The 25,540-nt window shown below is 60.5% G+C and carries 25 protein-coding genes; 10 read left to right on the top strand and 15 right to left on the bottom strand.

Annotated features, from left to right (window positions below; all coding sequences use genetic code 11):
• Window positions 1–613: 613 nt before the first annotated feature.
• The 6 genes from WS78_RS34230 to WS78_RS34210 all read right to left on the bottom strand — a co-directional run bounded on the left by WS78_RS34230 (window position 614) and on the right by WS78_RS34210 (window position 8,491).
• Window positions 614–2,113 (bottom strand): TolC family protein, encoded by a 1,500-nt coding sequence (locus WS78_RS34230; protein WP_226377353.1) that lies wholly within the window; start codon window positions 2,111–2,113, stop codon window positions 614–616.
• Entirely contained in the window at window positions 2,103–3,527 is a 1,425-nt protein-coding gene (locus WS78_RS34225; protein ID WP_059579161.1) for an HlyD family type I secretion periplasmic adaptor subunit, read from the bottom strand. Before WS78_RS34225 ends, WS78_RS34230 begins: the two co-directional genes overlap by 11 nt.
• Window positions 3,528–3,554: 27 nt before the next feature.
• Complete coding sequence (locus WS78_RS34220; RefSeq protein WP_059579164.1) at window positions 3,555–5,684, bottom strand: type I secretion system permease/ATPase; 2,130 nt, start codon at window positions 5,682–5,684, stop codon at window positions 3,555–3,557.
• Between the two features lie 234 nt (window positions 5,685–5,918).
• Window positions 5,919–6,389, bottom strand: a complete 471-nt coding sequence (locus tag WS78_RS36805) for a hypothetical protein (protein WP_156432335.1) — start codon at window positions 6,387–6,389, stop codon at window positions 5,919–5,921.
• Between the two features lie 240 nt (window positions 6,390–6,629).
• Window positions 6,630–7,592, bottom strand: a complete 963-nt coding sequence (locus WS78_RS34215) for an IS5 family transposase (RefSeq protein ID WP_059579167.1) — start codon at window positions 7,590–7,592, stop codon at window positions 6,630–6,632.
• 81 nt (window positions 7,593–7,673) lie between these two features.
• Window positions 7,674–8,491, bottom strand: a protein-coding gene (locus WS78_RS34210; RefSeq protein WP_157131171.1) for an IS5 family transposase whose coding sequence is annotated in 2 segments (ribosomal slippage) — window positions 7,674–8,143 and window positions 8,143–8,491 — 819 coding nt in all. Because the reading frame shifts where the segments join, the coding sequence is not laid out codon by codon here.
• A gap of 219 nt (window positions 8,492–8,710) precedes the next feature.
• Here WS78_RS34210 and WS78_RS34205 point away from each other — a divergent pair.
• A protein-coding gene (locus WS78_RS34205; RefSeq protein WP_394335900.1) for an IS3 family transposase occupies window positions 8,711–9,846 on the top strand; the annotation gives its coding sequence in 2 pieces (ribosomal slippage) (window positions 8,711–8,975 and window positions 8,975–9,846; 1,137 coding nt in all).
• Window positions 9,847–10,261: 415 nt separating this feature from the next.
• Here WS78_RS34205 and WS78_RS34200 read toward each other — a convergent pair.
• The 6 genes from WS78_RS34200 to WS78_RS34170 all read right to left on the bottom strand — a co-directional run bounded on the left by WS78_RS34200 (window position 10,262) and on the right by WS78_RS34170 (window position 14,700).
• Window positions 10,262–11,344, bottom strand: a complete 1,083-nt coding sequence (locus tag WS78_RS34200) for a hypothetical protein (protein WP_059584018.1) — start codon at window positions 11,342–11,344, stop codon at window positions 10,262–10,264.
• 11 nt (window positions 11,345–11,355) lie between these two features.
• Entirely contained in the window at window positions 11,356–11,784 is a 429-nt protein-coding gene (locus WS78_RS34195; protein ID WP_063889481.1) for a type II toxin-antitoxin system VapC family toxin, read from the bottom strand.
• Complete coding sequence (gene vapB / locus WS78_RS34190; protein WP_059584004.1) at window positions 11,781–12,044, bottom strand: type II toxin-antitoxin system VapB family antitoxin; 264 nt, start codon at window positions 12,042–12,044, stop codon at window positions 11,781–11,783. The genes WS78_RS34195 and vapB overlap by 4 nt, the downstream gene beginning before the upstream one ends.
• A gap of 242 nt (window positions 12,045–12,286) precedes the next feature.
• Window positions 12,287–12,655 carry a hypothetical protein gene (locus WS78_RS34185; protein ID WP_059584002.1) on the bottom strand — a complete coding sequence of 123 codons (369 nt, stop codon included), beginning with the start codon at window positions 12,653–12,655 and terminating at the stop codon, window positions 12,287–12,289.
• Between the two features lie 4 nt (window positions 12,656–12,659).
• Window positions 12,660–13,361, bottom strand: a complete 702-nt coding sequence (locus WS78_RS34180; RefSeq protein WP_082717564.1) for a hypothetical protein — start codon at window positions 13,359–13,361, stop codon at window positions 12,660–12,662.
• 742 nt (window positions 13,362–14,103) lie between these two features.
• Window positions 14,104–14,700 carry a TetR/AcrR family transcriptional regulator gene (locus tag WS78_RS34170; RefSeq protein WP_059583999.1) on the bottom strand — a complete coding sequence of 199 codons (597 nt, stop codon included), beginning with the start codon at window positions 14,698–14,700 and terminating at the stop codon, window positions 14,104–14,106.
• 272 nt (window positions 14,701–14,972) lie between these two features.
• Here WS78_RS34170 and WS78_RS34165 point away from each other — a divergent pair, with 272 nt between their 5' ends.
• From WS78_RS34165 to WS78_RS38455, 8 genes are all read left to right on the top strand, one after another.
• Window positions 14,973–15,635 (top strand): DUF3313 domain-containing protein, encoded by a 663-nt coding sequence (locus WS78_RS34165; protein ID WP_059583997.1) that lies wholly within the window; start codon window positions 14,973–14,975, stop codon window positions 15,633–15,635.
• Between the two features lie 643 nt (window positions 15,636–16,278).
• On the top strand, window positions 16,279–16,935 hold the full coding sequence (locus WS78_RS34155; RefSeq protein WP_059583992.1) for a paraquat-inducible protein A: 657 nt from the start codon (window positions 16,279–16,281) through the stop codon (window positions 16,933–16,935).
• Window positions 16,932–17,651 carry a paraquat-inducible protein A gene (locus WS78_RS34150; RefSeq protein ID WP_059583989.1) on the top strand — a complete coding sequence of 240 codons (720 nt, stop codon included), beginning with the start codon at window positions 16,932–16,934 and terminating at the stop codon, window positions 17,649–17,651. Before WS78_RS34155 ends, WS78_RS34150 begins: the two co-directional genes overlap by 4 nt.
• The gene (locus tag WS78_RS34145) at window positions 17,644–19,269 is read left to right on the top strand and encodes a PqiB family protein (protein ID WP_059583987.1); all 1,626 of its coding nucleotides are present in this window, start codon (window positions 17,644–17,646) and stop codon (window positions 19,267–19,269) included. Before WS78_RS34150 ends, WS78_RS34145 begins: the two co-directional genes overlap by 8 nt.
• Complete coding sequence (locus tag WS78_RS34140; protein ID WP_059583984.1) at window positions 19,266–19,877, top strand: PqiC family protein; 612 nt, start codon at window positions 19,266–19,268, stop codon at window positions 19,875–19,877. Before WS78_RS34145 ends, WS78_RS34140 begins: the two co-directional genes overlap by 4 nt.
• 90 nt (window positions 19,878–19,967) lie before the next feature.
• On the top strand, window positions 19,968–20,129 hold the full coding sequence (locus WS78_RS37375; RefSeq protein WP_176727247.1) for a DUF6726 family protein: 162 nt from the start codon (window positions 19,968–19,970) through the stop codon (window positions 20,127–20,129).
• Between the two features lie 177 nt (window positions 20,130–20,306).
• Window positions 20,307–20,816, top strand: a complete 510-nt coding sequence (locus WS78_RS38460; RefSeq protein WP_082717569.1) for a DUF2059 domain-containing protein — start codon at window positions 20,307–20,309, stop codon at window positions 20,814–20,816.
• 288 nt (window positions 20,817–21,104) lie between these two features.
• Window positions 21,105–21,572, top strand: coding sequence for a hypothetical protein (locus tag WS78_RS38455; RefSeq protein WP_226377352.1), 468 nt, complete (start codon window positions 21,105–21,107; stop codon window positions 21,570–21,572).
• Window positions 21,573–22,606: 1,034 nt separating this feature from the next.
• On the opposite strand, the gene WS78_RS34125 is transcribed toward WS78_RS38455, so the two are convergent.
• Window positions 22,607–23,719, bottom strand: coding sequence for a hypothetical protein (locus WS78_RS34125; RefSeq protein ID WP_226377351.1), 1,113 nt, complete (start codon window positions 23,717–23,719; stop codon window positions 22,607–22,609).
• Between WS78_RS34125 and WS78_RS34120 the strand changes: the two genes are divergently transcribed.
• Entirely contained in the window at window positions 23,691–24,134 is a 444-nt protein-coding gene (locus WS78_RS34120) for a DNA-binding response regulator (RefSeq protein WP_226377350.1), read from the top strand. The genes WS78_RS34125 and WS78_RS34120 overlap by 29 nt on opposite strands.
• Here WS78_RS34120 and WS78_RS34115 read toward each other — a convergent pair.
• Both WS78_RS34115 and WS78_RS34110 read right to left on the bottom strand, forming a co-directional pair.
• Window positions 24,131–24,379 (bottom strand): acyl carrier protein, encoded by a 249-nt coding sequence (locus tag WS78_RS34115; RefSeq protein ID WP_059583979.1) that lies wholly within the window; start codon window positions 24,377–24,379, stop codon window positions 24,131–24,133. The genes WS78_RS34120 and WS78_RS34115 overlap by 4 nt on opposite strands.
• Entirely contained in the window at window positions 24,376–25,515 is a 1,140-nt protein-coding gene (locus WS78_RS34110; protein WP_059583977.1) for a dihydrolipoamide acetyltransferase family protein, read from the bottom strand. The genes WS78_RS34115 and WS78_RS34110 overlap by 4 nt, the downstream gene beginning before the upstream one ends.
• Between the last annotated feature and the right edge of the window lie 25 nt (window positions 25,516–25,540).

Below are 25,540 nucleotides of genomic sequence, written 5' to 3'. Positions count from 1 at the left end.
CCTGTCTTCTCTTAGGCGGGAGGGGCGGGGCAGATTCCTGCTTCGTATCAGTTGCGGGATTCATTGGACGCAAACCAACACCACTCGAGAGGACTTCTCTGTCAATGTACTCGTCACGGACCAGCATTGCCCACCTCCTCGCTTTGTGAAACTCCGTCTCTGAAATCCCAGCCACCATGCAGGCGTCGAATATGGGCAGGTGGCCACCCCATAGCAATCTTCGAAGGTATGAAAGATTGTCTTCTCCTTCTGAACGCAAAAATTGACAGCGGAGCTCATGGATCTCGCGGCATTTATCATTTATGAATTTGTCATAAAAGATTGTGTTATTTGTACTTTCGCCTCGCATAAGTATTATTTCCTTAATATTTAAATGTTCGCTTTAAAAATGGCAAATTATAGAAAAACAAATATATTAATTTATTTGATATTCCATCAAAACTGAGTATTAATGCTGCGGCCGTAGATGTTCAGACGGATCGAACCGCGATCATGTCGTCGATCGTCGCCTGGCTCACGTTCGAATAGTCGCAACGCCGCTTCGGACACATCGCTACGGCTAGCTAACAATCGCATCGTGGCGCATGCATCTTGGATAGCCCTAACATGCCAATCAAACGCCCTGCCCTCGCGATTGCTCACTGCTCGTCAATCGCCACATTCCGAGCTTTCCGAGTTTCGCAGCCAGTTGCAGCCGGGCTGAGCGCCAATCGGTCAGTGCCTGAATCCGCTGCAGTTTCGCCTCGGCCAGCGACGATTGCGTATTCAGCAGTTCCAGGATATTACCCACGCCCATCTGATAGCGCTGCTGCGCCGCGTCGTATGAACGCAGGGCGATTTCTCGTAGCGTCGCACTGTGTTCCAGGTTCTTCGTCGCGCTCTGTAATGCCTGATAGCCGATCCAGACATCGAGTCCGATCTGCTGACGTGCCTCGTCGAACGCCCCGCGCTGCCATTCGATTTGCGCATTTGCCTGGCGCACCTGATAGGTGCGCGCAAAGCCTTCGAAAATTGGAATCGTCAGCTGGAAGCCCAGGTACCATTCGCGACGGCTGGCAGGCAACACCGGGTAACCAAGTTGCAGGCTGGTGGGCTGGTTGTTGTAGTTGAATTGCGCAACTAAACTCAGCCGAGGCAGTCCCTCCGCGCGGGTCTGATCGGCTTTCGCACGTGCGACATCGATTTGCGCCTGAGCCGCCGCGACGCTCGGGTGCGTACGCTCTGCTTGCGCGATCAGTTCGGCCACGGATTCACCGAATTCGTTATCCGGTGCAACGCCGTCCCCCACATCCGGTAACGTGATCGCCGCATTCGGCGACAGTTTCATATCCGACGCAAGCAAGCCCAGCGCGCTTTGCCATTCGCCTTCGGCCTTTGTGCGATTGACCACCGCCTCGGCATAGGACGTCTGTGCCTGCAATTGGTCGCTGATCGCCGCCACACCCTTATCGACTCGCGCTGAAGCGGCCCGTAAACTGTCACGAGCCGTTTGCTCGACTTCTCGCGCAGTAGAAAACGCGCCTTGGGCAGCTTGCGCGGCATAATAATTTTTCGCGACCGTCGCGAAAACTGCTTCCAGCGTCGCCTGCTGATTGGCCTGCGCGGCGGCCAATAATGCCGACGCGTTGCGCAGTGCGGCCAACCGGCCGCCGAAGTCATACAGCACCCAGCTGAGCGATACACTAGCGTTCTGCAAATTCGTTCGGTAGTTCGAGTTGTATTGCGGATAACCGGCGATCTGGCTGGTCGTATTGTCCCTTGTCCCTTGCCAGTTTCCTGTAAGCGTCGGTAAGAACCCGGCGCGGCCGGCGCCCACTGCGGCCGCCTGGATCTTGACGTTCGCCCATGCTTGCCGCGTTTTAGGGTGATTGCACAGCGCTCGCTCGATCGCATCCTGCAGCCGCAACGGGCTCGGCAACGCGTCGAACGTGCATACGCCAGCATGGCCATCGCCAACTGCGGTCGCCGCGGGCGTGGCTGAAACAGGCTGGCTAGTGAACAACGGATCCATCGCAAATATCGAACTAGCCGACAGACTAAGCGCACCGAGCAAACAAACGCACCAGACCGCATGTAAATTGAAATGCCGGGAAATCACCTTCTTATCGCTCACGTAAGCTCTCCTGCCCCGTCTGCATCACCGAATCCAGAAAATAACGTGCAACATTGCGCGTGCCGGTCTTAATTTCGGCCGTCACCGCCATCCCCGGCGTCAGATTGACCCACGTATCGTTCGTCCGAATCCGGTTGGTCGGCAATCGGATTCGCGTCACGAAAGTCAGGCCGCGCTTGCGGTCCTGGACTGCGTCGTTCGACACCGACTCGACCGTTCCCGTCAGAAATCCGTAGCGCGTATACGGAAACGCCTCGATCTTGACGATCGCCGGCTGACCGGCTTTCACGAAGCCGACGTCTTTGTTCTCCAGATTCGCCTCCACCTCGATCACGTCGTCCGGAACTATGTTCATCACGGGACTCGCCGCCGTCGCAACGCCGCCCAATGTATGGACACGCAACTGCTGAACGGTGCCCGCCACGGGCGCAGTCAGGTTAAGCAACTTCTGCCGGGTATCAGCCTTGGTCTCATCGTGGCGACTCTGCGCAAGTTGCTGGGTCGCCTTGTCGAGCGAGTCCAACTGCTGGCGCCGGAACTGCGATGTAATCGACGCGATCTCCGCGCGCTGCTGCGCGACGGCAGCCGCCATTTCACGGGCATGACTTCGCTGTGCAGCGAGTTCATGTTCCTGGCCAAGCGCTGTCTGCTCCTTGTCGAGATAATCACTCGTTGCGACGTATCTATCGCCGGCGAGTGAGCGGTAATCGTCCGCTTGACGCCGTGCGAGCGGGGCCGTCGCCGTCAGCTTGGCAATTTGCTGCGCGGTTGTGCCGAGCCCCGCTTCGCGCTTCATCAACTCAGCCTGCGCACTGCTCAATTTGTCGCGATACTCGTGATAGAAGCCGTCTGTAAGATGCTGGGCTTCGTGTTGTTGCGCTTCAGTCGCGCCGTCGACCTGGGCAACGACGGGTGCCCGGGCGTGCTGCTGTGCATCGAGTAACGTGCGCGCGCGCGCTGCGGCCAATGCGGCTTCGATCTTACTCAATCGTGCCTTATCAGAATCTGCGGCGGCCTGCGTAGCGTCCAATTCCATCAGCAACTGGCCCGCCGCGACCCGTTGCCCGTCACGAACGAGGATGCGGCGCACCACGCCGGTAATCGCCGGCTGGATCGTCTTGACCTGCTCGCGCGGAATCAGCTTGCCCGGCGCCGTGGCAACGATATCGAGTCGGCCAAAGCAAGCGACTAGCACCACGAGTATCCCGAGCGCGACGATCACACGCATGGTCCACAACGGCAGCGGATGAACCGGCGTCTCCACAAGCTCCAGATTGGCCGGCAAAAACGCTAGCTCATGCGCGAGGCGCGTCTCGCCATCAAGCTCGTGGCGGATCGCCCAGGATTCACGGATAACCGCCGCATACCGACTCAGCAAATCGCCGATCGCTTGCAGATGATGAATGAACTTCATAGTAAGAATCAGGAGAGGTCTACGCGATCATGCGTTCTGCAGCGACAGCAAATGTGCGTAATAACCGTGTTTCTCGAGCAGTGCGTCGTGCGTACCGAATTCGACGATACGCCCCTTATCCATCGCGACAATATGGTTCGCGTGACGCACCGAACTGAGTCGATGCGCGATGATAATAACGGTGCGGCCTTCACACATCGCCCGCATATTGCGCTGAATGAGATGCTCGGTTTCGAAATCAAGTGCGCTTGTCGCCTCATCAAAGATCAGGATGCGCGGATTGGTCACAAGCGCCCGTGCAATCGCGATCCGCTGCCGCTGCCCGCCCGACAGACTCGAACCTTGTTCACCGACGACCGTGTCGTAACCTTCTGGCAACTCGGAAATGAAGTCGTGCGCGCCAGCCAGACGCGCGGCGTGCATCACGGCATCCAACGAGAGCCCTGGATCGGTCACTGCAATGTTTTCGCGGATCGATCGATTGAAGAGGATATTTTCCTGGAGCACGACACCGATCTGCCGGCGCAGCCATGCGGGATCGACAAGCGCTAGATCAATGCCGTCGATACGCACGCGCCCCTGCTCCGGTAAGTAAAGACGCTGAAGCAGTTTCGTCAACGTGCTCTTCCCGGAACCGGATCGGCCGACGATGCCAATCACTTCTCCCGCCGCGATCTCCAGTGACACGTCGTCAAGAATGGTCGGGCCGTCCGGCCGGTAGCGGAAACGAATATGCTGAAAGCTGATTTCGCCACGGATCGCCGGCAACGCTTGGCGGCTTTGCGGCAATTCGGAACGGGTGTTGAGGATGTCGCCGAGTCGGCTCATCGAAATACCGACCTGCTGGAAATCCTGCCAGAGCTGCGCGAGACGCAACACCGGCGCCGCGACATGCTGCGACATCATATTAAACGCAATCAGTTGGCCAACCGACAGCTTGCCATCGATTACAAACTTGGCGCCAAGAAAAAGCGTGCCAAGTGTGACGAACTTGCTAACCAGTTGAATCAGTTGCTGACCGATGCTGCCGAGTGTGCTGACGCGAAAGCTCGCTGCTACATAGCCAGCAAGCTGATTGTCCCAACGACGGGTGAACTGCGGCTCGACGGCCATCGATTTGACAGTCTCGACGCCTGACACAGTTTCGACCAAGAACGACTGATTGTCCGCACCGCGCGCGAATTTCTCATCGAGGCGAGCGCGCAACGTCGGTGTGATTCCGATCGAGATCGCCGCATATACAAATAGTGAGGCCACGACGACAAGCGTCAACCAGACGCTATACATACACATTACAGCGATGAAAACAATCGAGAACAGGAGGTCGATCACCGCGGTGATCGCTTGGCTCGTCAGGAAATTGCGAATATTCTCAAGCTCGCGTACGCGAGCGGTAGTATCGCCGACGCGCCGCACCCCGAAATAGGAGCGCGGCAGCGCCAGCAGATGCCGGAACAATCGCGCACCAAGTTCGACATCGATGCGACTGGCAGTATGCGATAGCACATAGTTACGCACACCGGTGAGCAAGACCTCGAATACAGCGCTTACCAGCAATGCGATGCAGACGACGTTCAAGGTATTGAACGCACGATTGACCAGCACCTTGTCCATCACGACCTGGAACATTAGCGGAGAGACAAGTCCGAATACCTGCAGTATTGCCGAGACCAGTAAGACTTCGAGCAGCAGCCGGCGGTATTTGACGACGGCCGGGATGAACCACGAGAAGTCGAAGCGCGCGAATTCGCCCGCGAGCGATGCGCGTGATGCGAAAAGCACTACATGGCCGCCGGAGCGAGCAATGACCTCCATCGACGTACAGATGCTCGGGCTGCTGGCGTCCGCCTCGAGAATCAGCGCTTTGTCTCCTTCGCAACCAGCCAAAATAAAATGCTGTCCGTTCTCGTCGAGCACAAGCAGGGGCATCGGCGTTTTCGGCAGCCGCTCACGGGTCACCCGAACGCGGCGAGTCTTGAGGCCGAGCGAGCGTGCGGCCAGTTCGATATCTTTGGCGCTGAGCGGACCAGATCGTGCGCCAGCGGCGTGACTCAGTTGGTCGGCACTCGCTGCGATACCGTGAAATTGGGCAATTACGACGAGCGCCACAAGACCTGGGTCGCCCGACGCAGGCGTTTCGAGTTGGGATACGTTCATTCCAGCGACATCGCCGACGTAGTTGCATCGGCGAATAAAAGAGCCGCCTGCAACCTAAGTTGCAGACGTAGCGAAGATTGAATAAAAACTACTGCTGACCGAAAGCCAACTGACTGACAGCCAACAAAGTGGCGACCTAAGACTTCGAGAACCGTACTTCAGGGCAGGGGGCGTGCGACCCCGAAGATGCCGCTACTGAATCAATTAGAATCTGGCTCCTTCTAAGCGGCGACCTCATTGGAGGATGACCGCTCCGCACCGCCGCCAATCAAGGGAAACTCGACCAGGTCGACGCTTGAGCGCGACGTTCCAGACACAGCCATCCGGCTCGTGCAGCGCACCCTTGCTCCATGCTTGGCCGATAAGCTTGGCAGCGGCCACCACTACTTCGCGATTACCACGCTCCACAGCCATATCGAGGCGCATAAGGATACTGGTAAATCCGGTCACAACCGGACTCACCCCATCTTTGCAACCAAGCTTGCCCAAGTTCCACTTTTCAAGGATAACTTGCCCCCAAGCAGCCCCCCCCTTGGCATCACCGTGCTGGAAAGCCCAGTCAAATCGCTTTAAGGTATCGTGGCCATCGATCAGATCAATGTTGACGCTATCCGTATCTGATGTTTTCGACAGAAACTTGGTTCTTTGTCGAGGTATTGGATATGGAATCTCATTTGAAGGCCGCCGATTATTATTAATTGGCATGGTTACGAGTCTCCCGCTATTTTCACCGCCCATCAAGAGGTGCGATTACGTCTGAACGTGCGCGCACCCCCTGGGCAGTTAAGGATGCTCTGCACAAACGCGAATCGAGTGTGCTTGGTCGTTTGACAGGAAGCTGAATGCGCCACGACGCCAACCTATCAGCCCGGAACGAAGCTGGCCGGCACGCGCCGAGCAGCCTTCGCGTGCTGCGTGGGGTATCGGCGTGAGCCAGAAACGCGCTCATGCCCCAGCAGCCAGCAGCTTGCCGCGCGCCATCCACAAGTTGGACAGCGCGAACAAGGTCATGAGTTGCGCGGTGTTCTTTCTCAGCCCCCGAGACCGAACCTTGGTGTAGCCGAACTGCCGCTTGATTACCCGGAACGGATGCTCGACCTTGGCCCGGATGCCCGCCTTGATTCGCTCGACCTGATCGATGAGCGCGTCAAGCGGCTTGCTTTTGTCCAGGACGCGACGTTTGCCTGGCTTCATCGCCACGTGCCAGTTCACACCGGCCCGGACGTCCGGACGCTTGTGCACACCCTGATAGCCCGCATCGCCAAACGCCTCGGTTTCGTCGCCATGCAGCAGGCTGTTGGCTTCGAGCACGTCGCTGACGTTGCCCGACGTGCCCCGCACCGTGTGCACCAAGCCGCTTTCGGCATCGACACCAATATGCGCTTTCATGCCGAAATACCACTGGTTGCCTTTCTTGCTCTGATGCATCTCCGGGTCGCGTTCGCCCGACGCGTTCTTGGTCGAACTCGGCGCGCTGATCAGCGTCGCGTCCACCACCGTGCCTGCGCGCAGCATCAATCCCTTGTCGCGCAGAATATCGTTGACCAACGCGAGGATCTGCGCGGCCAACTTGTGCTTCTCCAGCAGATGACGGAATCGCAGGATGGTGCTCTCGTCGGGCAGCCGCACCGTCCAGTTGTCCAGACCGGCGAACTCCCGGTACAGCGGCACGTCGTGCAGCGCTTCTTCCATCGCCGGGTTCGACAGGCCGAACCATTGCTGCAGGAAGTGGATGCGAAGCATCGCCTCGACCGCGAACGGCGGACGACCGCGCTTGCCTTCCGGCGCGTACGGCGCGATCAGCATCACCAAGTCGGCCCACGGCACCACTCGGTTCATCTCGTCCAGGAATTCCCGCTTGCGCGTGCGCTTCGTCGACCAGTTCAGTCCAAGGTCAGTTTGTTTCATGGGCTACATGCTCGCTGCCTCGACGATTCATGGCAAGCACACGCGAAGGCGAGTTGTGCAGAATTTCCTTAAGAGACGGTTTCATAAAGGCTGCTGGGCGCGCCGGAGGGTATTCCAGCAGATCAGGCAGCAACCGAGTTTGAGGAACGCGCCGTGAATGTCAGCACGGCGCTCGAGACGAATACGGAGGCGACGGAAGTGATGCAGCCAGGCATGCGTGCGCTCGACGACCCAGCGATATTTGCCAAGGCCGCTGCCATGTTCGGTACGGCGCTTGGCGATCACGGGCTCGATACCGCGATCGCGCAACGCGCGTCGATGTCGCTCGGAGTCGTAACCGCGATCGGCGTAGACCACACGCGGTCTCTGCAATGGGTGGCCACGCAATCCGCGAATCGGCGGAATCGCGTCGATCAGCGGCAGCAACTGCGTGACGTCGTTGACGTTCGCGCCGGTCAGGATCGCGGCGAGCGGGGTGCCGTTGGCGTCGGTGACGATGTGGTGCTTGGAACCGGGTCGCGCACGATCGGTAGGGTTTGGCCCAGTTTTTGGCCCGCCCCAACGGCACGGATCGAGGATGAATCGATCGCAGCTCGAGAGAAGTCGATCTGGTCTGCTGCTCGCAGCTTCGCAAGAAGCAGCTCGTGCAAGCGATCCCATACGCCGGCGGCCTGCCAGTCGCGTAACCGTCGCCAACATGTCACGCCCGAGCCGCAACCCATCTCGGCAGGCAGGTCGCGCCAGCGCAGTCCGGTCTTGAGGACAAACAGGATGCCAGTCAACGCAGCGCGATTCGAAACCGGCAGGCGCCCTGGGTTCTTCTCGCGCCGCGGCTTGGGTCGCGGCAGCAGCGGTTCGATCAGTGTCCACAATTCGTCGTCGATGATCGGCTTGGCCATCTCCTCGGTCTCGGTTGTTCCGATGCCTGAGGTTAACAGCTCGCCGCGAAAGTTAACAGCCCCAGGGGCCCTTTTTGAAACCGTCTCTAATGCTCCCATCAAATTGGGCCACGCGCATCGGGCAAATACCTGAGAGGAGGCCGCGCAAAATCGGACATTCGGATAAGTGGTTTGGCCGGGGCCTGAGCCAGCGATAATGCTGGCAAAGGAACCCGAAAGATGACGAAGAGAACCCGACGGACGCACTCAGCGGCGTTCAAAGCGAAGGTGGCGCTGGCCGCGGTCAAAGGCGAGCGGACGCTGGCCGAACTGGCGCAGCAGTTCGATGTGCATCCGAACCAGATCACGGAATGGAAGCGGCAGTTGCAGGAGCGCGCGGCAGACGTGTTTGGCGCGACAGGCGTGCCGTCGAGCGAGCCGCCGGTGGATGTAAAAACGCTGCACGCGAAGATCGGCCAGTTAACGCTGGAGAATGATTTTTTAAGCGGCGCGCTCACCAAGTCGGGATTGCTGAGCGCAAAGCGATGACCGACCGTACGCATGCGCTGCCGGTTTCGAAACAGACGCGGCTGGTTGGCATCGCGAGATCGAGCGCGTATTACCGACCGCAGCCGGTCAGCGAGGCCGATCAGTTGCTGATGCGACGAATCGACGAACTGCACATGGAGTTTCCATTTGCCGGAGCACGGATGCTGGCGCGCCTGTTGCGCCGGGAAGGCCATGAAGTGGGTCGTCGTCGCGTGCGCACGCTGATGAAGCGCATGGGCGTCGAGGCGCTGTACTGCAAGCCGAACACGAGCCGCCGCAACGCACAGCACAAAATCTGGCCGTATCTGCTGCGTGGCCTGAAGATCGAGCGGGCCAACCAGGCGTGGGCACTCGACACGACGTACATTCCGATGGCGCGCGGATTCGTGTATCTGACGGCGGTGGTGGACTGGGCGAGTCGCAAGGTACTCGCGCACCGGGTCGCCATCACGCTGGAAGCCGTGCACGCTGTCGAAGCGCTGCAAGAAGCGTTCGCCCGCTACGGGCTGCCGGACATCGTGAACACCGTTCAGGGCAGCCAGTTCACGGCGGGCGCGTTCACCGAGGCCGTGCTGGGCCGGCGCATCCGGCTGTCGATGGACGGCAAGGGAAGCTGGCGCGACAACGTGTTCGTCGAGCGGGTTTGGCGCAGCATCAAGTACGAGGAGGTCTACCTGAAAGCGTACGAGTCGGTCAGCCATGCCCGGCGCTCCATCGGCGACTACATCGAGCTGTACAACCGGAAACGGCCCCATTCGAGCCTGGCGGATCAGACGCCGGATGAGGCATACTTCGCGACGCTGCCTGCAATCAAATCGGCAGCATGATTGCCCCGGACGTTCCACTTAAAAATCTCAGAAAACTGTCCAAACGAGCGAGGCCACCTCTCAAAACCAAACAACAATCCAAGGCAACATCACGCACGGAATCCATCCCCACACGTTGAATGAGTCAGGTGAGACTCCAGCCCATACGAAAGTAAGCGCGCTACTTGCCAGTACACCACAAAACCGCCGAAGCAGATCGCTCTCCGTGAAAAGCAAACCGGGGATACCGGTCGCAAAGAAAAGCATACCGATACGGAACAAAGTATCTGACTGCATCAATTTCCTCGATTAAATCTATTCAATCTTTGAAATCGGGTCGCGGGTCCTTTCCACCTTCAACTGCGCGGGTGAAAAGATTAACGACAACGCAAAAGCCTCGAGTTCAAGCATCACGGGGATGCGCGCCTCTCTCAGATCAGAAGCCGTATTGATCGTCGTACCAGCGCTTGAGGACACGATAGTCGCGCTCCTGGAGCACGATCAACCCCTGCTCTGCTGCCTCGAGCACGCGCTGCATCTGGCCGCTCGTCACGAGGTCGCCGTGTAGGCCGTAGAAGTACCACGCGAACGGCATGCCGACTCGCTTGTCCAGCTGGAGGAGCTTGCCATAGAGGCTATGGACGTCGAGCCGGTGCGTGTTCTTCAGTTGCGCGATCTTCTTTGTGTGCGCCCATTGCGGGATCACGCGGAGCTCACGGACGCGCTGCGGATCAGTGTAATCCGATGTCGCGAACGTCCAGCGCGTGCAGACCCGCTCGCCGGCGCGCCCCGCGCTCGACTCGCTCCAGTCGTCGAAGAATCGGCGGCCGGGCCAGCGTTGCCGATCGTAGCCGGGCGTGAGCTCGCGCACCGTGATGACGCGGCGCTCGCCCGTCTCGGCGTTCGTCGTAATCAATTGACGATCGCCGTCTATCCGGCGGCGGTCATCGAAGACCTGCTCGGCTAACGCGGCGAAGCGCTGCATGTCGAGTGCAGTATTGAGCCGATAGCGGGGACCGCTGAGCTCGCGGCGATCGACGCGAAGCAATGCACTGTCCCAGCCGCACGTAAACTCGTCCGCACTCGGCACGCCCCAACCCGCGTCGTCCCGAAGCAGCGCGTGTTCGACGAACTCTCGCTCCTCCCACACCTCGATCTGAATGAAATTCGCCTGATCGCCACCGCGGTCGTGCACGAAGTAGTGCAGCACCGGTTGGATCTTCGTCAGTAGATAGCCGCTCGCCCGATGCGCCGCTAGTACCGCTGCCACGGACCCACCGTGCTCGGCCAATTGCGCGTTGGCCCATGCGCGATAAACCGCGGCAATTTCGTTGCCGTTGACGTCGATGACGCGCGCCGGCTGCTCGCCAAAGGTGTCGCGCGTCATCACGTAGCGCGCGCCGCGAAACTCGGTGCGCGTGGCAAACGCGCTCAGCAGCGCCGCATGCCCTTTCGTGACGGGTGTGGTGGCGACAATCGTCTCGAGGACGTCGGAATGCAACTCGTATTCGTGGCGCATCGTGGTTCCCATTATCGTAAGGCGTGCGTCGCCCAGTCCTCGAGCCGCAGCCCGTCCACTCGGCTGAATTCGCGGGTGTTGTTCGTCACGAGCACGGCGCCCACCGCGATCGCATGGCCGGCGATCGACGAGTCGTTCGGGCCGATCGGTGTACCGCGCTCGGCGAGCGCCGCGCGGATCCGGGTCGTCTCGTCGACGGCAGCCGCATCCCACGGCAGCACGCCGTCGAGTCGGGACACGAAAGCGGTCACGAGCTTGGCGTGCTTCGGGGACGCCTTTTTACCGATCGACCCGAAGCGCATTTCCGCGTACGTGATCGCGGAGACCATAATGCGATGCTGCGCTTCGACGCAGGCCTCAAGGCGCGCGAGTACCTCGGGCGGTCGTTCGCGCATGATGAACGAGCAGATGTTCGTATCGAGCATGTAGAGTTGCTTCAACGGCTCGACTCCGGCGGTTCGTCATCGGCGCCCGTCAGATCGAATCGGCCGGGCTCAACGATTTCCGGACGCTCGCTCAGAAAGTCGTCGTCCGCGCGCGACTCGGCGGCGAACGACGTCCACGTCGGACGGACCGGGCGGAGCAACAACGTGTCGCCCTCCCGACGGATCTCGAGCTCCGTGACCCCTTCGAAGGCCATATCCTTCGGGATGCGAATCGCCTGATTGCTGGCGTTCTTGAAAATGGAAACGGTGCGCATGGCCAGCTCCTGGTGAAGAGAACATCCCTTCATTCTAGGCATATGTGAACATATGTCAAGACATATGTTCACATATGAAATTTGCTTGAGGCCATTGTAAACGCGGCGGCCCGCCGGTATACTGGACGTGCGCCTGATACAGCAGGCGCCGGGTTTGGCGACCCGATCAGTCAATGCGCACAGCCGCGCTCCGCGGCTTTTTTGTGCGTACGGCCTTTGCACGTCGGTTTCTATGGGCGGGCCTAGGCGTCGGCGATCGCTGATGCGGGCAAGCCGTGCCCGGCAAGCGTGAGCACTTCGGCAATCGCGGCGTGCAGCGTCACGCGCCCGTCAGCGGCCCCCGTGTCGCGCTCGCTCGGCAGCGAGTCGTCGGGGAACACCAGCCCTTCCAGCCGCGTGAAGTCGGCCATAAACGCCGACCGGGTGTACGCATCGAGATGCGCGATCGTCAGTGATTCCCACATAGCGTGCACAGCTCGCGCGGCGGCAATGGCGCGGATCTCGAAGGACGCATCTCCTGCCTCCCGATATTTCGCCGCCTCGGCCAGGTGGTCGCGGATGAGCTGCTCGGCATGGGCCGTCAGCTGCGTGTAGCTCAGGGTTTTGCTCACGATTTCACGCTCCGGTCGACCGAGCGACTGCGTGCGGTACGCGCTGCTCGAGGTGGATCACGTTCGCGCGTGCGAAGGTCACGCGCTCGCCGATCACGAAGCCGCGATAGGCTTGACCTGCGCCGACGGCACCGACGAACTCGGTGACGAGCGCGCCGTAGCTGTCCTCGTCGACCAGGCCGTCGTGCACGCGATCCAGGCACACGGTCGCGCGCAGCAGCGGGCCGTCGAGCGGCTGCAGCTCGACCACGTCGCCGCGTTCGATCGTCTTGCGCTTCGCGTCGCGTTCCGGATTCCAACCACGCTCGAAGTCCTCATAACGCTCGAAATCGCTCGGATACCGATAGCCCCAGGTCCGGCGCAACAACTTCCACGCGCTCATCGGGATCTCGGCTTCGCCGGCCTCCCACCGCTGCACCTGGCGCGACTGTACGCCGAGCAGCGCGGCGGCCGCCACTTGGGTGCGCCGGCCGCGCTCGCGCAGAGCCTTGAATTCTTCTGGCGTCGGCGCCGGCTCATCCGGTGCGCCGCGGGGGCCAGCCAGCAGCGTCACGCCTCCGTCCCACTCCAGTGCGACCGGGCCATAGCACTTCGCGCAGGTGGCCGCCGCGCTGTCGTGCAGGTCATCGGGCCGGCGCACCTCGCCGCGATGGCCGCACGCGGGGCACCGGTACACATACAGCACCCCGGTCGTGTCTTGCTGCATAGCGATCTCCGTGAACTCGACTAAAAGTCGTATGGCGGCAGGGTAGCACGTCTTTTGGACGTGTCAAGCGCCGGGGAAAACGGCCCAATCGGGTTTTCGGCCAACACCGCCAGCACGTAGTGCTCAAGCTTCGACTTGGTGTTGTTGCAGGCCACGCATGCCGGCACCTTGGCCAGGTTGTCGCGCGCGGTGCCCGGACAGAACTCGCGCGCAACGACGTGATCGCCCGTGCTCGACGCTCGGTTTCGCCCGCAATACACAACAGGTCTTGTCGCGGTATTTCTTGCTTGCCATCGGCCCCTCCCGGACGCGCTGTGTGTGACACGACCCGCGCGCCCTCGCCGGTCGCTCATAACCTCACTAGCGCCAGCGCTCAACTTACGCGACCCGATGGCACGCCGGACGGTATGAAAGCTCTGACCAGCTACGATCAGGCAACGCTGATTAATTTACCCGGACGTACAGATTCTGTCGCAATCCTGGCGCATACGATCGTGCCGCGAGTGCTCGACTTGCTTGAGCATGTTGCGAGGCCAGGACCGTACTGGGGATATTCGTACCTTTCTTGCAAATCCTGGCGGTCAGTCGCTGCAGCCCCTTATCTCGCGGGGCTCCGCGCCCCTGCGACATCTTTTCAAAACCCGATTCTGCAAACGGTTGATCAGAAAGGCATTTCCGAATCAAAGCGCCAGAATTCGCACGAAAGGTACGAATACCCCGTATCACAGTGCTTCGGAACAGATCACTTTCGATAGCTCCGCTTCGATGCCGGCTCTGACTGAATACCTCGCCAGCTTTGCTCGTCTTGAAGACGATCGAAGAGTCTGTTCCGCATCTTTTCATCCAACGGTGTAAGCCCCAACAGAGAGTGGAACGCAATACCGCTCGCAGCAAAATACCGCAACAGAGATAAATCGAGATCGGCCGCCTCGTCGCTCAGCGCCTGCATTCTCGCCGAGGCAGTCGACGTCCGGTTTTCAAGCAGGCTCGGACTATCGACAAGCGCCGCAAGAGCGGCCCTCGCCACGGAATTCGGCTGATCGATGGCTTTCCGATAGATGGCAATCTCGGCGGCCAGGTTGGGTTCCTTCTTCGATTGGCCCTCTTTCGCCAAGTAGTCGGTCGCTATCTGCTCGAACTGCCGCTCCTGATGTTCCAGCAGGGCCTGGAGCACGCCATGCCTGTTGCGGAATTGATGCAGCAACCCGCCCTTGCTGATACCGCTTTCACGCGACAACGAATCGAACGTAAGTCCGCCAATGCCATCCCTCTGGAGGATGACGAGCGCTGCCTCAATCGCCTTCCGGCGAGAAATCTCTGAACGAGTCCGGTTATCCATTTTCGATGCTGATGACATTGTGACGCCGGGCCGGCGCCATGGTCGGGGCGCCGATCGCGCACCACCTGCCGAGCGGTGCAGCAACCTGCATGACTGAGAAGCATGGCGTCCACGAACGGAGTCGACATTGTACTGGCCTCTTCCGAATTTTCACAGACCGGATAGACGGTTTACATTTATTTCGCCGTGCGCTACCATCCGGTCCGTCGGCTCATGGCACTGCGAGTACGTCGCTCCGTCCCCAAATCAACCCATCTTTTAAGGAATACGAAATGTCCGTTCGCAACAGCGCCTCGCTTCTCGTGGCCGGTGCCGCAATGCTCACCATGGCGGCATGCACGAGTGTGCAGCCCCTTCCGTACTCGGGCCTTGCGTCCTCGTCGCAATTGAAACAGAACCGGAATGACGACTCGGCCAAGGTGCCCTACAGGTATGACACACCGGTGGCCTGGTCCCAATACTCCAAGGTCGTACTGGACCCGGTCACCGTTTATCGGGGCAGCGATAACCAGTTTGGCGACATGAAGGACGCAGACAAGGCAGCGCTCGCCGACTACATGAGCAAGACGTTCTCGGAAAAACTGTCGAAGCGATTCAACGTTACGCGACAGGCAGGCCCCAACACCCTGCGTATCAACCTGACGCTCACCGGCGCCGAAAAGACCAAGCCGGTCGTCGGACAGTTCATGCACTTCGACATCGCGGGCAACCTCTATAACGGCGTGCAGGCGGTGCGTGGGGGCCAGGGCGCATTCAGCGGCTCGGTCTCTTATGCGGTGGAAATCCATGACGGCAGCACCGGCCGCCTCCTGGAAGCATACGTCTCGAAGCAATATCCGAATGCGATGAACTTGCCCGCGGCCTTCGGTTCGCTGAGTGCCGCGAAGACCGGCCTCGACAAGGGAGCAGACGCCCTGGTGGAGCGGCTGCGCTGACGATCCGTTGCTCGGATGATGTTTCAATCTGGGCGTTCATTTTCAGTTGTCCATATCAATAAATCATGGGCAACGGAAGATGCGCACATGTAACGACGATGCTCGAGAACATCTTTGGGGGGAGTACGAATGGACCAATTTTTAGACACGGTTGTCACGCTCGGCCCGCCCCCTTTGATCGTTTCCCTTGTCTTTGTGCTTGCGTACCTACTGGTAGGAATTCCGGTCCACTGCTGGCGCGGCGCTGAGTCCAGGGACGTCTTTGGAACGCTGGCCGGCGTGTTCGCTGCACTTGCATACATCACGCTTATTTTGAGCGTCACCCGGAATGCTTGATGCCTTTCCGTAATAGCCAGCCAGCTCGAAAGGTTGACGCATGACACGTTTTCCGCGCCTAACGTCCTCGCAAGATGTCGGTCAGACCGAGACTCCCCGACCGTATGTGTCAAAGCACGATGGCACGTCCCGTCCGGACGGGACGCATGCAACTGCGCCGCGTCAGATCGAACACCTCTTGCGATATGTAAGCGGCGCCAGCAAGCGAGTATTCCGGATTGCAAAAGGCGTGCGCGACATTGTTAGTGGGAACTTGTGATTCCGTGGTCGCCCGAAGCCGCGGTGAATTGTCTTCGAGATTGACACCATGACGAAGCACGACCCGAAATACCACGCTGCCGGCCACGCGTCCGCTTGTCTTTCGAGCCTGATTGCCTGCGAATACTGCTCGGCTGTCTATCTGCGTGTGCAGCTTGTGGAAGGTGCTTGTGCTCGCTGCCTGCGTTGTGGCGGGTTGCTGTACCGAGAGAGCACGCTCGCCTATCTCCGGCTATTGCCCCTCGTGCTGACCGCGCTGATCTTGTTTGTGGTCTCCGTTGCCTTTCCGATCGTCGAACTGGATATCAGAGGCATGCGCATGCAGGCGACGCTTTGGGGCACGGTAGAGGCGCTCTTCTCGGATGACATGCCGATGATGTCCGTTGTGGTGTTGGCAACAACGGTCCTGTTTCCCCTGGCCGAGATGCTGATGATGCTCTACCTGTTGCTGCCGATGTCTCTACGCTGTGTGCCGCCGGGTTTCGCGCACGTGGTGCGCGGCATCAGACAGGCACGACTGTGGGGCATGATCGAAGTCTTTATGCTCGGCGTGCTGGTGACGCTGGCCAAGATCTCCAGCACGGCCCATCTACTGCCGGGCCTTGCGCTTTGGTCATTCGGCGCGCTCGTGTGCGTACTGACGACCATTCTTGCATTCGATCCGCGCAGTCTGTGGCTGTATGCGGACGAGGCGCCACAGCAATGAGCATGCTCATGCCCGCCTCATCCGACGGGGGCGGTCCCTCGCAGCTGTCGGACAACGTGACGCGCCAACCGCTCGACGACGAGAATGCACCGCTGCCCGCCGTGCCCACCACCACATCGATGCGTCTCGTGTGTTGCCACGCCTGTGGCGCACTCAGTCCACAGTCGTTCGAAGGCCTACGTTGTCCGCGTTGCGGCGCTGCTCTGCACAGCCGCAAACAGGACAGCCAGGCGCGCGCGTGGGCTTTCCTGATCGCCGCCATGATTCTCCATGTCCCAGCCAACCTGCTGCCCATCATGGTTACGCAATCCATCGACGGCACATCGAACGCCACCATTTTCTCCGGCGTGGTTTATTTCTGGGTCTCCGGCTCGAAAGGGCTCGCCATCCTGGTGCTGATTCCCAGCATGGTGGTGCCGCTGCTCAAGATGATGGCCTTGACGTTGCTGCTGCTCTCGGTGCGTTTCCGCACCACTTGGCGCATCCGGCAACAAACCCGGCTGTACCGCCTCATCGAAACAATCGGTCGATGGTCGATGCTCGACGTCTTTGTCGTCGCCCTGCTCAGTTCGCTGATCCGCGCCGGCGCACTAGCCACCGTTACGCCCGGAGCGGGGCTCGTGGCTTTTTCATGTGTAGTCGTGCTGACCATGCTGGCCTCTCACAGCTTCGATCCCCGCCTGCTGTGGGATTCGCTGGACACAAATAATGACTGAACCCGCTTTGCCCCATTCCCCGACGCTCCCCGACATTCGCCGGCGAATACGCTGGCTGCCCTCGCTTGTCTGGCTGGTTCCAATCGTCGCCGCCGTGATCGGGCTGTCATTGCTGATCCATGTCCTCGTCGAGCGCGGCCCCGAGGTAACCGTGACCTTCCGTTCCGCCGAAGGTCTGGTTCCAGGCAAAACCCCGGTGCGCTACAAATCCGTCGACATCGGCCTGGTCACGGCCGTGCACCTTGCGCCGGATCACTCTCATGTCGTCGCCACCATCGCCCTGACAGGCGATGCCGGGAATTTCGCGACCATGGGCACCCGCTTCTGGGTCGTGCGCCCCCGGTTTGCCATCTCCGGCGTTTCGGGCCTGGATACCCTGCTTTCCGGCGCATACATCGGCGTCGACGCGGGCAAATCACAGGCGCGCACCCGCTCCTTCACCGGACTGGAAGTGCCGCCGGCGGTGACCTCCGACACCTCCGGCAAGCAGTTCGTGTTGCACGCCGCCGACCTCGGCTCGCTCGACATCGGCTCGCCGGTCTACTATCGGCGCGTCCGCGTCGGCCAGGTGGTGGCCTACCAGTTGTCCCCCGACGGACGCGATCTGTCTCTCCGGGTGTTCATCAACAAACCGTACGACAAGCTGGTCACCGCCGACACGCTGTTCTGGCACGCCAGCGGCGTCGACGTCAAGCTCGACGGCGGCGGTCTCAAGGTGAACACGCAATCGCTCGCTACCATCCTGTCAGGCGGCATCGCCTTCCAGACGCCGGACAATCCCGCGAGTCGCGTAGCCGCCGCCGAAGACACCCAGTTCGCGCTCGCCAGCGACCAGGCCGAGGCGCTGAAACCCGCCGACGAATCGAGTCCCGCTCTGGTGGTGCTCAATTTCGACCAGTCGCTACGCGGATTGACCCCGGGCGCGCCGGTCGATTTTCGCGGCATCGTGGTTGGCCAGGTGCGCTCGATCGGTATCGAATACCAGCGCGACGCCAAAACCTTCCGCATGCCGGTGGTCATTGAACTCTACCCGTCTCGCATGGGTTTCAGCCGGGCCGATCTCGCCAACAAGCAGAACGCGCGGAGCATCGCCGAGACCATGGCCAAACGCGGTCTGCGCGCTCAATTACGTACCGCGAGCCTGCTCACGGGCCAACTGTACGTGGCGTTCGATTTCTTTCCGCATGCGCCGCCCGTAAAAGTCGACATAGACAGCCCACTGCCCGAACTGGCCACCACGCCCAGCACCATCGACGAACTTCAGGCGAAACTTGGCAACATCGTCAGCAAGGTCGACAAAGTGCCGTTCGATCAGATTGCGGGGGATTTGCGCAATTCAATGGCGTCGTTGAACAAAGTGATGAACAACGCGGACAAGCTGGTGACGCAACTCAACGGCGACGTCATGCCTCAGGTCGACGCCGCGCTGCGGGACGCACGGAAGACGCTCCAGTCCGCCGACGCCACGCTCGCGACGGATTCCCCGACGCAGCAGGACGCGCGCCGCATGATGCAGGAGCTGACGCGCACGGCCACCTCGCTGCGCGCGTTGACCGACTATCTGGAACGCCACCCGGAAGCAATCGTGCGCGGCAAAACGAACTCGGAGCAACCATGATCGGACACTCCAGCCTCGTGTCGACGGCCCTCGGCTGGACGCTCGGCGCCTCCATATTGACCGGCTGCGCGTTCCCCGAGCCGCGCTATTACACGTTGGAGCAGGTATCGGCGGGCCGTGCGGCAGTCGAGCAGTGCGCCGCCGCGCCGGCCACCGGCTCGCGATGGATCGAGGTGGTCCCCGTAGCCGTGCCCGAACGCCTCAATCGGGCCAATCTGATTCTGAATCAGCGCAACGGCACCTTCAAGCTGCTGGAACAGGATCGCTGGCTGGCGCCGCTGCCCGACGAGTTGCGCGATGCGTTGTCGCAACGGCTGCAGTCGAGTCTCGGCGCCGTCGATATCTACCAGCGGCCCCCCTCCGGAGTGAAACCGCAATACCGCGTCACGGCCGCGGTGGTCAGCATGGATGCCGAACTCGGTATACGCGCTGGCGCGGTCATCAACTGGACCGTGCAACGCGTATCCGACGGTAAGTTGACGGCCGGCCGCACGCAGGCGGAGCGGCCGGCTCCCGGCGAACTGGGAAGCCTGGTACTCGCCTACCAGCAGATCGTCACCCAGGCCGCCGCCGATATCGCGATGGCCGTGTGTGCGCTGAAGTCATGAATTCCATCCGGCATGGTTCGGATGCGGCCCTACGTCGGGCGAGCCGCACGAAACCGTAAAGCAACGCAACGTTCGTCAACAGGTGATGACATGAAAAAACTGCTTACCCTTATTCCGCTGATCGCGGTGCTTTCCGGATGCGGGGCGGTCGCAGCACCGTGTCGTGTCGCATCCGCGGGCCTCAAGGTCATTCCGGTGGTTGGACACGCCGCGGCGGCACCAACGGATGCCTGCGCCGCCGTAATCGATTGACCAGTCCTTGAGAAAGGCTTTCTGCGGCAAGTTCTGTCGAACCGGGCGAAACCGCTGGGCGCCAGTTACAAGACTGGCGCACACCAGGCCCGGTTTTACAAAACGACTTCCGCGCAAGGAAACCTCACTTCACTTCATCGCATTCAATCAACGTTTTTCTTGATTTTCCAATCTCAAATGAAAAATATCGTCATCCTTATGATGACTGCGCTCGTCGCATCATGCTTGTTTTGCTCCCCGGCCTACGCCCAGTTTCGCGGATTCGACGACTGGAATCGATCCGGCGACAGGCGAGCCTTGTGCCGCCAATCAATTAAATTGGCAGGTGTAGAAGATGATATGGACCAACGCATCCGCGAAATTGTCATAAACTCGTATGATGCTATTCAACGCAGACCAGGAATGAGAAGTTCGACGGATGCCAATGTCTACAGCGAAGTGCTCGGCGAAACACTTAATGATGCCAAGGATCCCATACTCAGACAGCTGCTGGAGAGCTGCGCAAGGAACTTCACGATCAGCGAGCTGCGCGGCATCAACGATTTCTACATGAGCCCGGCGGGACAAGCATGGCTCCGCAAAGGTCGAGGCTTGATCATGCCCGAGATGGAAAGAGCCATTTCCAACATTCAACCTCGTATCAACGAGACCATTGAACGTCGGTACCGCGAACGCATCATGAACTGACTCGGTCGTTACCAGTATGAAGCGGTGCCGAAGACGAGGAATTGGTCTACAGTCCCCATCAAATCGGTAGACAAATATCGCTATGACGAGATTACTGCAGTTGGATTCAAGGCAATCCAGGCGCATCCAGTCGAGTGGCGTCGACTTGCACGGCTCGACGCTGACGCAGCCGCCCAGCACAGTCTCGCGGTACGCCAGCTCGCCCTTCCCGAACATCCTCACCGTCTGCTCGCGTGAGTAAACTGACACGGGTGAGGCCTGCACGGCACGGCTCTGCGTCCACGCTGCGTGCCCACCGAACAGCCGCTCGTCAGAGAACAGCACCTGCTCGGCGTATGCAAGGTACGCGGACAGGTGTTGCGCCTCGGCCCATTCCTTCGCAAAGTGGGTCCTGGAGGTGTCGATGAAGCCCTTCGCAAACGCCGAGCCGCGGGCGTAGTACATTCTCATCTCCTGCGTGATGTGCTGCAACTGACGCTTGAGCGTTGGCAACGTCACGACTCCGCTCCGATGGGCGTACAGCGCCAGCGTCCGGCGAAGCTGATGGCGCGTAAACGGCCACTGCTGCCCGAGTGCGTACTTCGACTCCTCCTCCCACGAGCGGTGCATGTCGATACGCTTCAGTTCAGCGATATCCTCGACCGTGATAGTCGGAAAGACGCGCTTACGAAAGGCTTCGATAGCTTCCTGTATGTTACCTGCCCGATTTGCCACGTATCGATAACGCAGGCCCATCTGGCAGAACAGCAGGTGTGACCCGTCCGTCGACTCAGCGTAGCCTCGCGCGCCGTGCGCACGGTGTGCCTCGCCCGATAGCCGTTGTGCGAGCCTGATGGCGCGGGCAGCGAGCGGACTGGTCACCCAGCATGCGCGCCTGGGTCGACCCCCAGCCAGTTTGGTCGTGATGCCCTCGATGGTGTAGTGCGTCACGCCATCCAGCCGTGTCTCGCTCAGGCAGTCGTATGGGAGGGTCTCTGCTTCCGTCGCGCGCATGCCGGTGAACGTCGGGATGACGAGTGCACTAATCGATGACACGAGCGACGACACGACGCCAGGCGAATCGTCGCACTGGAAGTGCGCAGCAGTCGCTTTCAGCGCTGCAGAGACGCCCGGCCTCTCTCCAGCGTATCTGCGAGCGAGGTGGCTCGAGAGCATGTCGGCGGCGCCCTCTGCGATACTGAGGTCCTGCTCACAGACCGACAGAAAGTGCTGATAGATCCGCGTCGGGATGACCGGGTGTTGTGAATATATAGCGCGTTGCGCGATGCGTTCACGTAGAGGTATGTCCAGTTGGGCCAGCGGTACGCGCACCCCTGTGGCGTCAACGCCCAGACGGTGAAGCTTTACCAGAATCGAGTAAAGAGGCTGCGCCTTCGTCTCCATCCCGGCTTGCGCCGCATAATCCAGAACAACCGCGGCAGTGGACAGGCCCTCATAGAGCGTAAGCTGACGTGCCGAGGTAAAGAGCGTGAACGCCCTCAGGTGCGTTGAAAGGATTTTTAGCGTCCCAGTTGCCGGTGTCGTATCGGTCGCTTCATGCATCAGAAAATACATCGCCTGCTTCCACTGACGTGTAGTCGCCTCTGAAAGGGTTCGACTCGCACCGTCAGGCAGGTGCCCCCTGAAATGGATGTGGGTGCGATGCAGTCCGAACGTATATGCCTGGATATCCCAGGCGTCTTGACCGAACAGCAAAACAGCGTTCCCATCTGTATCCCGCGTGACAACCGTATCATCCTCGACACGATACCAGTCGGGCCGCTCAGCGATCGGCGCGATCAGCGTGTTATTCATGCCACTCCCAATTCGTAAAGCTGGTCGAGCCTGGCCGACCAGAAAGCGTCCAGATTCCCTTCGACATCAACGTCATGCTCAATCTGATCGACCAGCGCGGCGTCGCGCCTGCGCAGTTCATCCAGCAGGAAGTCAATGCGCTGCAGTACAGCGCCAAACGAACTGCTGTACTGCTCGATCGAATCGGCGCGTCCGCTCACGAGCCTGACGCAATGACGACAGCTCAGCAGCTTATGGATGTCGGCAGCGTCAGCGTGCACGCGATATTGATCGCAGAAGAGACATCCTTCGGTCGAGCGGCAATCCGGCTTCACGGTAACTGATGCGGCGATCGGCCCAGGTTTGCGGAAATCGATGCAGACGCCCACTGCGCTCCTGATGCTGCCAGTCGGGTCTTCACCGATCTTTAAAACGGTCTTCTCGACCGACGCGAGGAATGCGCCCATCTCAGCCTTGTGCGCGGCGTCCGTGCCGTTCGAGTACGAGCGCAGCGCCGTTTCTACCGAGTGCCCCATCAGTCTGGCTGCGACGCCAGGACCGTGTTTGCTCACCGCCCAATCCTGCTTCGCCACACGCCATTGGCCCGCGGTAATGCGCGGCAGCACGATCCCGAGCGTGTCGAGTCGATCGTAAAGCTGAACCAGAAACTCAGGTGGGAGACACACTAGCTGTCCTCGCTGCGCAGAACGCCCGACTGTCATGAACAGCGCGTCGCAGTCTGCGTCCTGCACCAGATACTCACGCAACGCCAGATAAGCCTTGAGCTTCGGCATGAAGCCCAGCGAGACGGTGAATGTAACGTCCCGCCCGCCTGCCCGGTACTTGACCTCACGAAACGTCTGACGTGCAACCGACGCATCCCGCAGGCTCGAGCTGATCATGGCCAGCAGCTGGGCGAGGTTGACTCCCGTTTCGGCCAGAAACAGCGCGGCAAAGCAAAGGATCGCCATCGAAGCGTGCGAGCGGCGGATCGGTGCCCGCGCGTCCCCGTTTGCCAGCGCGAGTTGTTTAGCCGTTAATCTGACGATGGTCCCCGAGCGGTCACGATAACTGTTAGCCCCTGCCTCGATCATCCGTGAATTGGTTCTGATCGTGATCGGGGTTGCCATTTTTGATGCCACTCCCGACGGTCTCGCATCCGTTCGCCATCAGTTCGAAGGCGACAGCGACATTGAGATCGCCTGGGAATCGGACAACGAAGCGACATTACTTTCCGATCCGGGTGCGGCTGACTCACAGGTACTTGTCGTCAGCACGATCGGATTCAGCAGGCTGCACTCCCAATTCGTCAGCCTAGTCAAGCAACAGTACCCCGAATTGAGCATTCTGGTCGTCAGCGCCACCGCCAGCGAAGAACAGGCGGCCTATGCCTTTTCCGCCGGCGTTTCCGGATTCGTCGGCGGATTCGGCCGCAGATCGGATTTTGTCGAGGCGCTGAGGATTGTCGCCGACGGTGGAAAATACGTCAGCTTGCCCCAGACGACAACGCCGGATCAGCAGGGCGACGCACCGTCTGAAAATTAGGACCTGCGCTTGTCGACCACGTATCTGACTACGTCGTCGAGCGTGCGCAGCCGGCCGTAGTCGGACTCGGGAATATCGACCTTGAGCCTTGTGTGGAGCCCCGCCAGGAAATTGAGCCAATCCATCGAGTCAAGGTCGACATGGCTGCGCAACGGGCGATCGGTGCGCAGCGTCGACGTGTCGACTTCCGGTGCGATCGCCTTGAGCGTCGCCAATACGGCGGCGCGTACGTCGGTATCGTTCATCGGCTCAACTCCTCGGGGTCCTGCAATGCGTCGCTCAGCTCGACGAGGAACAGCGCGCCGCGATGGCCGTCGGATACGCGATGATCAGCGGATAGACTGGCGGTCACGACCGGCATGATCCTGAGTCCGCCGCCTTCGGCCCACGGCCGCTCGACGACCCGCCCGAACCCCACGAGCGCGACCTGCGGCGGATAGATGACACCGAACACTTCCGCAGCGCCCCGCTCGCCGAGATTCGTCACGGTGATCGTCGATTGCGACAACTCGGAGCTCCGCAACGAGCCGGCCCGGCAGCGTTGTGTCATGTCCAGCAGCTCGCGCATCAATTGGATCAGCGGCTTCGAGTGTGCATCGAGCAGTGCAGGTGCAATCAGGCCGCCCTGGCGCAGCGAGATCGCCACGCCGAGGTGCACCTCGCCGGCAGCCTGAAAAACGCCTTGACGGTAAAAGCCGTTGAGTTCGGGGAACCGGCTAAGCGTCACGGCCACGGCCTTGAGCAGCAGCGCTGCCGGAAGCAGCCGGTCTACGACGGAACGTTTCGCGTTCTCCGCGGCAAGCCACGCGAGCGCCTTGCCCAACGGGATCGTTTCGGACACGTAGTAGTGCGGGATCTCGCGCTTCGAGCGCTCCATCGCGGCGGCGATCACGCGCCTCATTTCTTGAAGGCGCTCGCCTGTCGCGGCGGCCGCGGTCGGAGCCGCGACGGCGGCGACGGTCCGCTCGACATCCGCCAGCGTCACCGAGCCGCCGGGACCGGTGCCGGGCGCGGCGTCGAGATCGACGCCATGTCGTTGCGCAAGTTGTCGGGCGGCGGGCGAGATCTTGCGTCGCACGCCGGCGCGGACGGTCGCGGGCAGCCGCACCTGCCGGCGCGCAAGCCTGACGGCTGGCGGCGTTTCGCCGGGCTCGAGCAGCGTCGCGATCGGCGTGCCGACCGGAATCTTCTCGCCCGGCTCGGCGATCAGTTCGTCGACCGTGCCTTCCTGCCAGCTTTCGATATCGACGGCGGCCTTGCTCGTGTCGACGATTGCGATCACCTGGCCTTTTTTCACGACGTCACCGGGCTTCACCTTCCATTCGAGCAGCGTGCCCTCGTCCATGTCGGCGCCCATCGAAGGTAATGTGAATTCGATCATGCTTCCTCCTCCCGGAGCGCGTGAG

Source organism: Burkholderia savannae (genome assembly GCF_001524445.2).
Classification (GTDB): domain Bacteria; phylum Pseudomonadota; class Gammaproteobacteria; order Burkholderiales; family Burkholderiaceae; genus Burkholderia; species Burkholderia savannae.
This window is presented reverse-complemented; position numbering and strand designations above follow the sequence as displayed.

Excerpts from the sequence above, each read along its gene's own strand:
- WS78_RS34225 (WP_059579161.1), bottom strand. The coding sequence starts at position 3,527 with ATGAAGTTCATTCATCATCTGCAAGCGATCGGCGATTTGCTGAGTCGG.
- WS78_RS34220 (WP_059579164.1), bottom strand. The coding sequence starts at position 5,684 with ATGAACGTATCCCAACTCGAAACGCCTGCGTCGGGCGACCCAGGTCTT.
- WS78_RS36805 (WP_156432335.1), bottom strand. The coding sequence starts at position 6,389 with ATGCCAATTAATAATAATCGGCGGCCTTCAAATGAGATTCCATATCCA.
- WS78_RS34215 (WP_059579167.1), bottom strand. The coding sequence starts at position 7,592 with ATGAAACAAACTGACCTTGGACTGAACTGGTCGACGAAGCGCACGCGC.
- WS78_RS34200 (WP_059584018.1), bottom strand. The coding sequence starts at position 11,344 with ATGCGCCACGAATACGAGTTGCATTCCGACGTCCTCGAGACGATTGTC.
- vapB (WP_059584004.1), bottom strand. The coding sequence starts at position 12,044 with ATGCGCACCGTTTCCATTTTCAAGAACGCCAGCAATCAGGCGATTCGC.
- WS78_RS34180 (WP_082717564.1), bottom strand. The coding sequence starts at position 13,361 with ATGCAGCAAGACACGACCGGGGTGCTGTATGTGTACCGGTGCCCCGCG.
- WS78_RS34170 (WP_059583999.1), bottom strand. The coding sequence starts at position 14,700 with ATGGATAACCGGACTCGTTCAGAGATTTCTCGCCGGAAGGCGATTGAG.
- WS78_RS34165 (WP_059583997.1), top strand. The coding sequence starts at position 14,973 with ATGTCCGTTCGCAACAGCGCCTCGCTTCTCGTGGCCGGTGCCGCAATG.
- WS78_RS34155 (WP_059583992.1), top strand. The coding sequence starts at position 16,279 with ATGACGAAGCACGACCCGAAATACCACGCTGCCGGCCACGCGTCCGCT.
- WS78_RS34150 (WP_059583989.1), top strand. The coding sequence starts at position 16,932 with ATGAGCATGCTCATGCCCGCCTCATCCGACGGGGGCGGTCCCTCGCAG.
- WS78_RS34145 (WP_059583987.1), top strand. The coding sequence starts at position 17,644 with ATGACTGAACCCGCTTTGCCCCATTCCCCGACGCTCCCCGACATTCGC.
- WS78_RS34140 (WP_059583984.1), top strand. The coding sequence starts at position 19,266 with ATGATCGGACACTCCAGCCTCGTGTCGACGGCCCTCGGCTGGACGCTC.
- WS78_RS37375 (WP_176727247.1), top strand. The coding sequence starts at position 19,968 with ATGAAAAAACTGCTTACCCTTATTCCGCTGATCGCGGTGCTTTCCGGA.
- WS78_RS38460 (WP_082717569.1), top strand. The coding sequence starts at position 20,307 with ATGAAAAATATCGTCATCCTTATGATGACTGCGCTCGTCGCATCATGC.
- WS78_RS34125 (WP_226377351.1), bottom strand. The coding sequence starts at position 23,719 with ATGGCAACCCCGATCACGATCAGAACCAATTCACGGATGATCGAGGCA.
- WS78_RS34115 (WP_059583979.1), bottom strand. The coding sequence starts at position 24,379 with ATGAACGATACCGACGTACGCGCCGCCGTATTGGCGACGCTCAAGGCG.
- WS78_RS34110 (WP_059583977.1), bottom strand. The coding sequence starts at position 25,515 with ATGATCGAATTCACATTACCTTCGATGGGCGCCGACATGGACGAGGGC.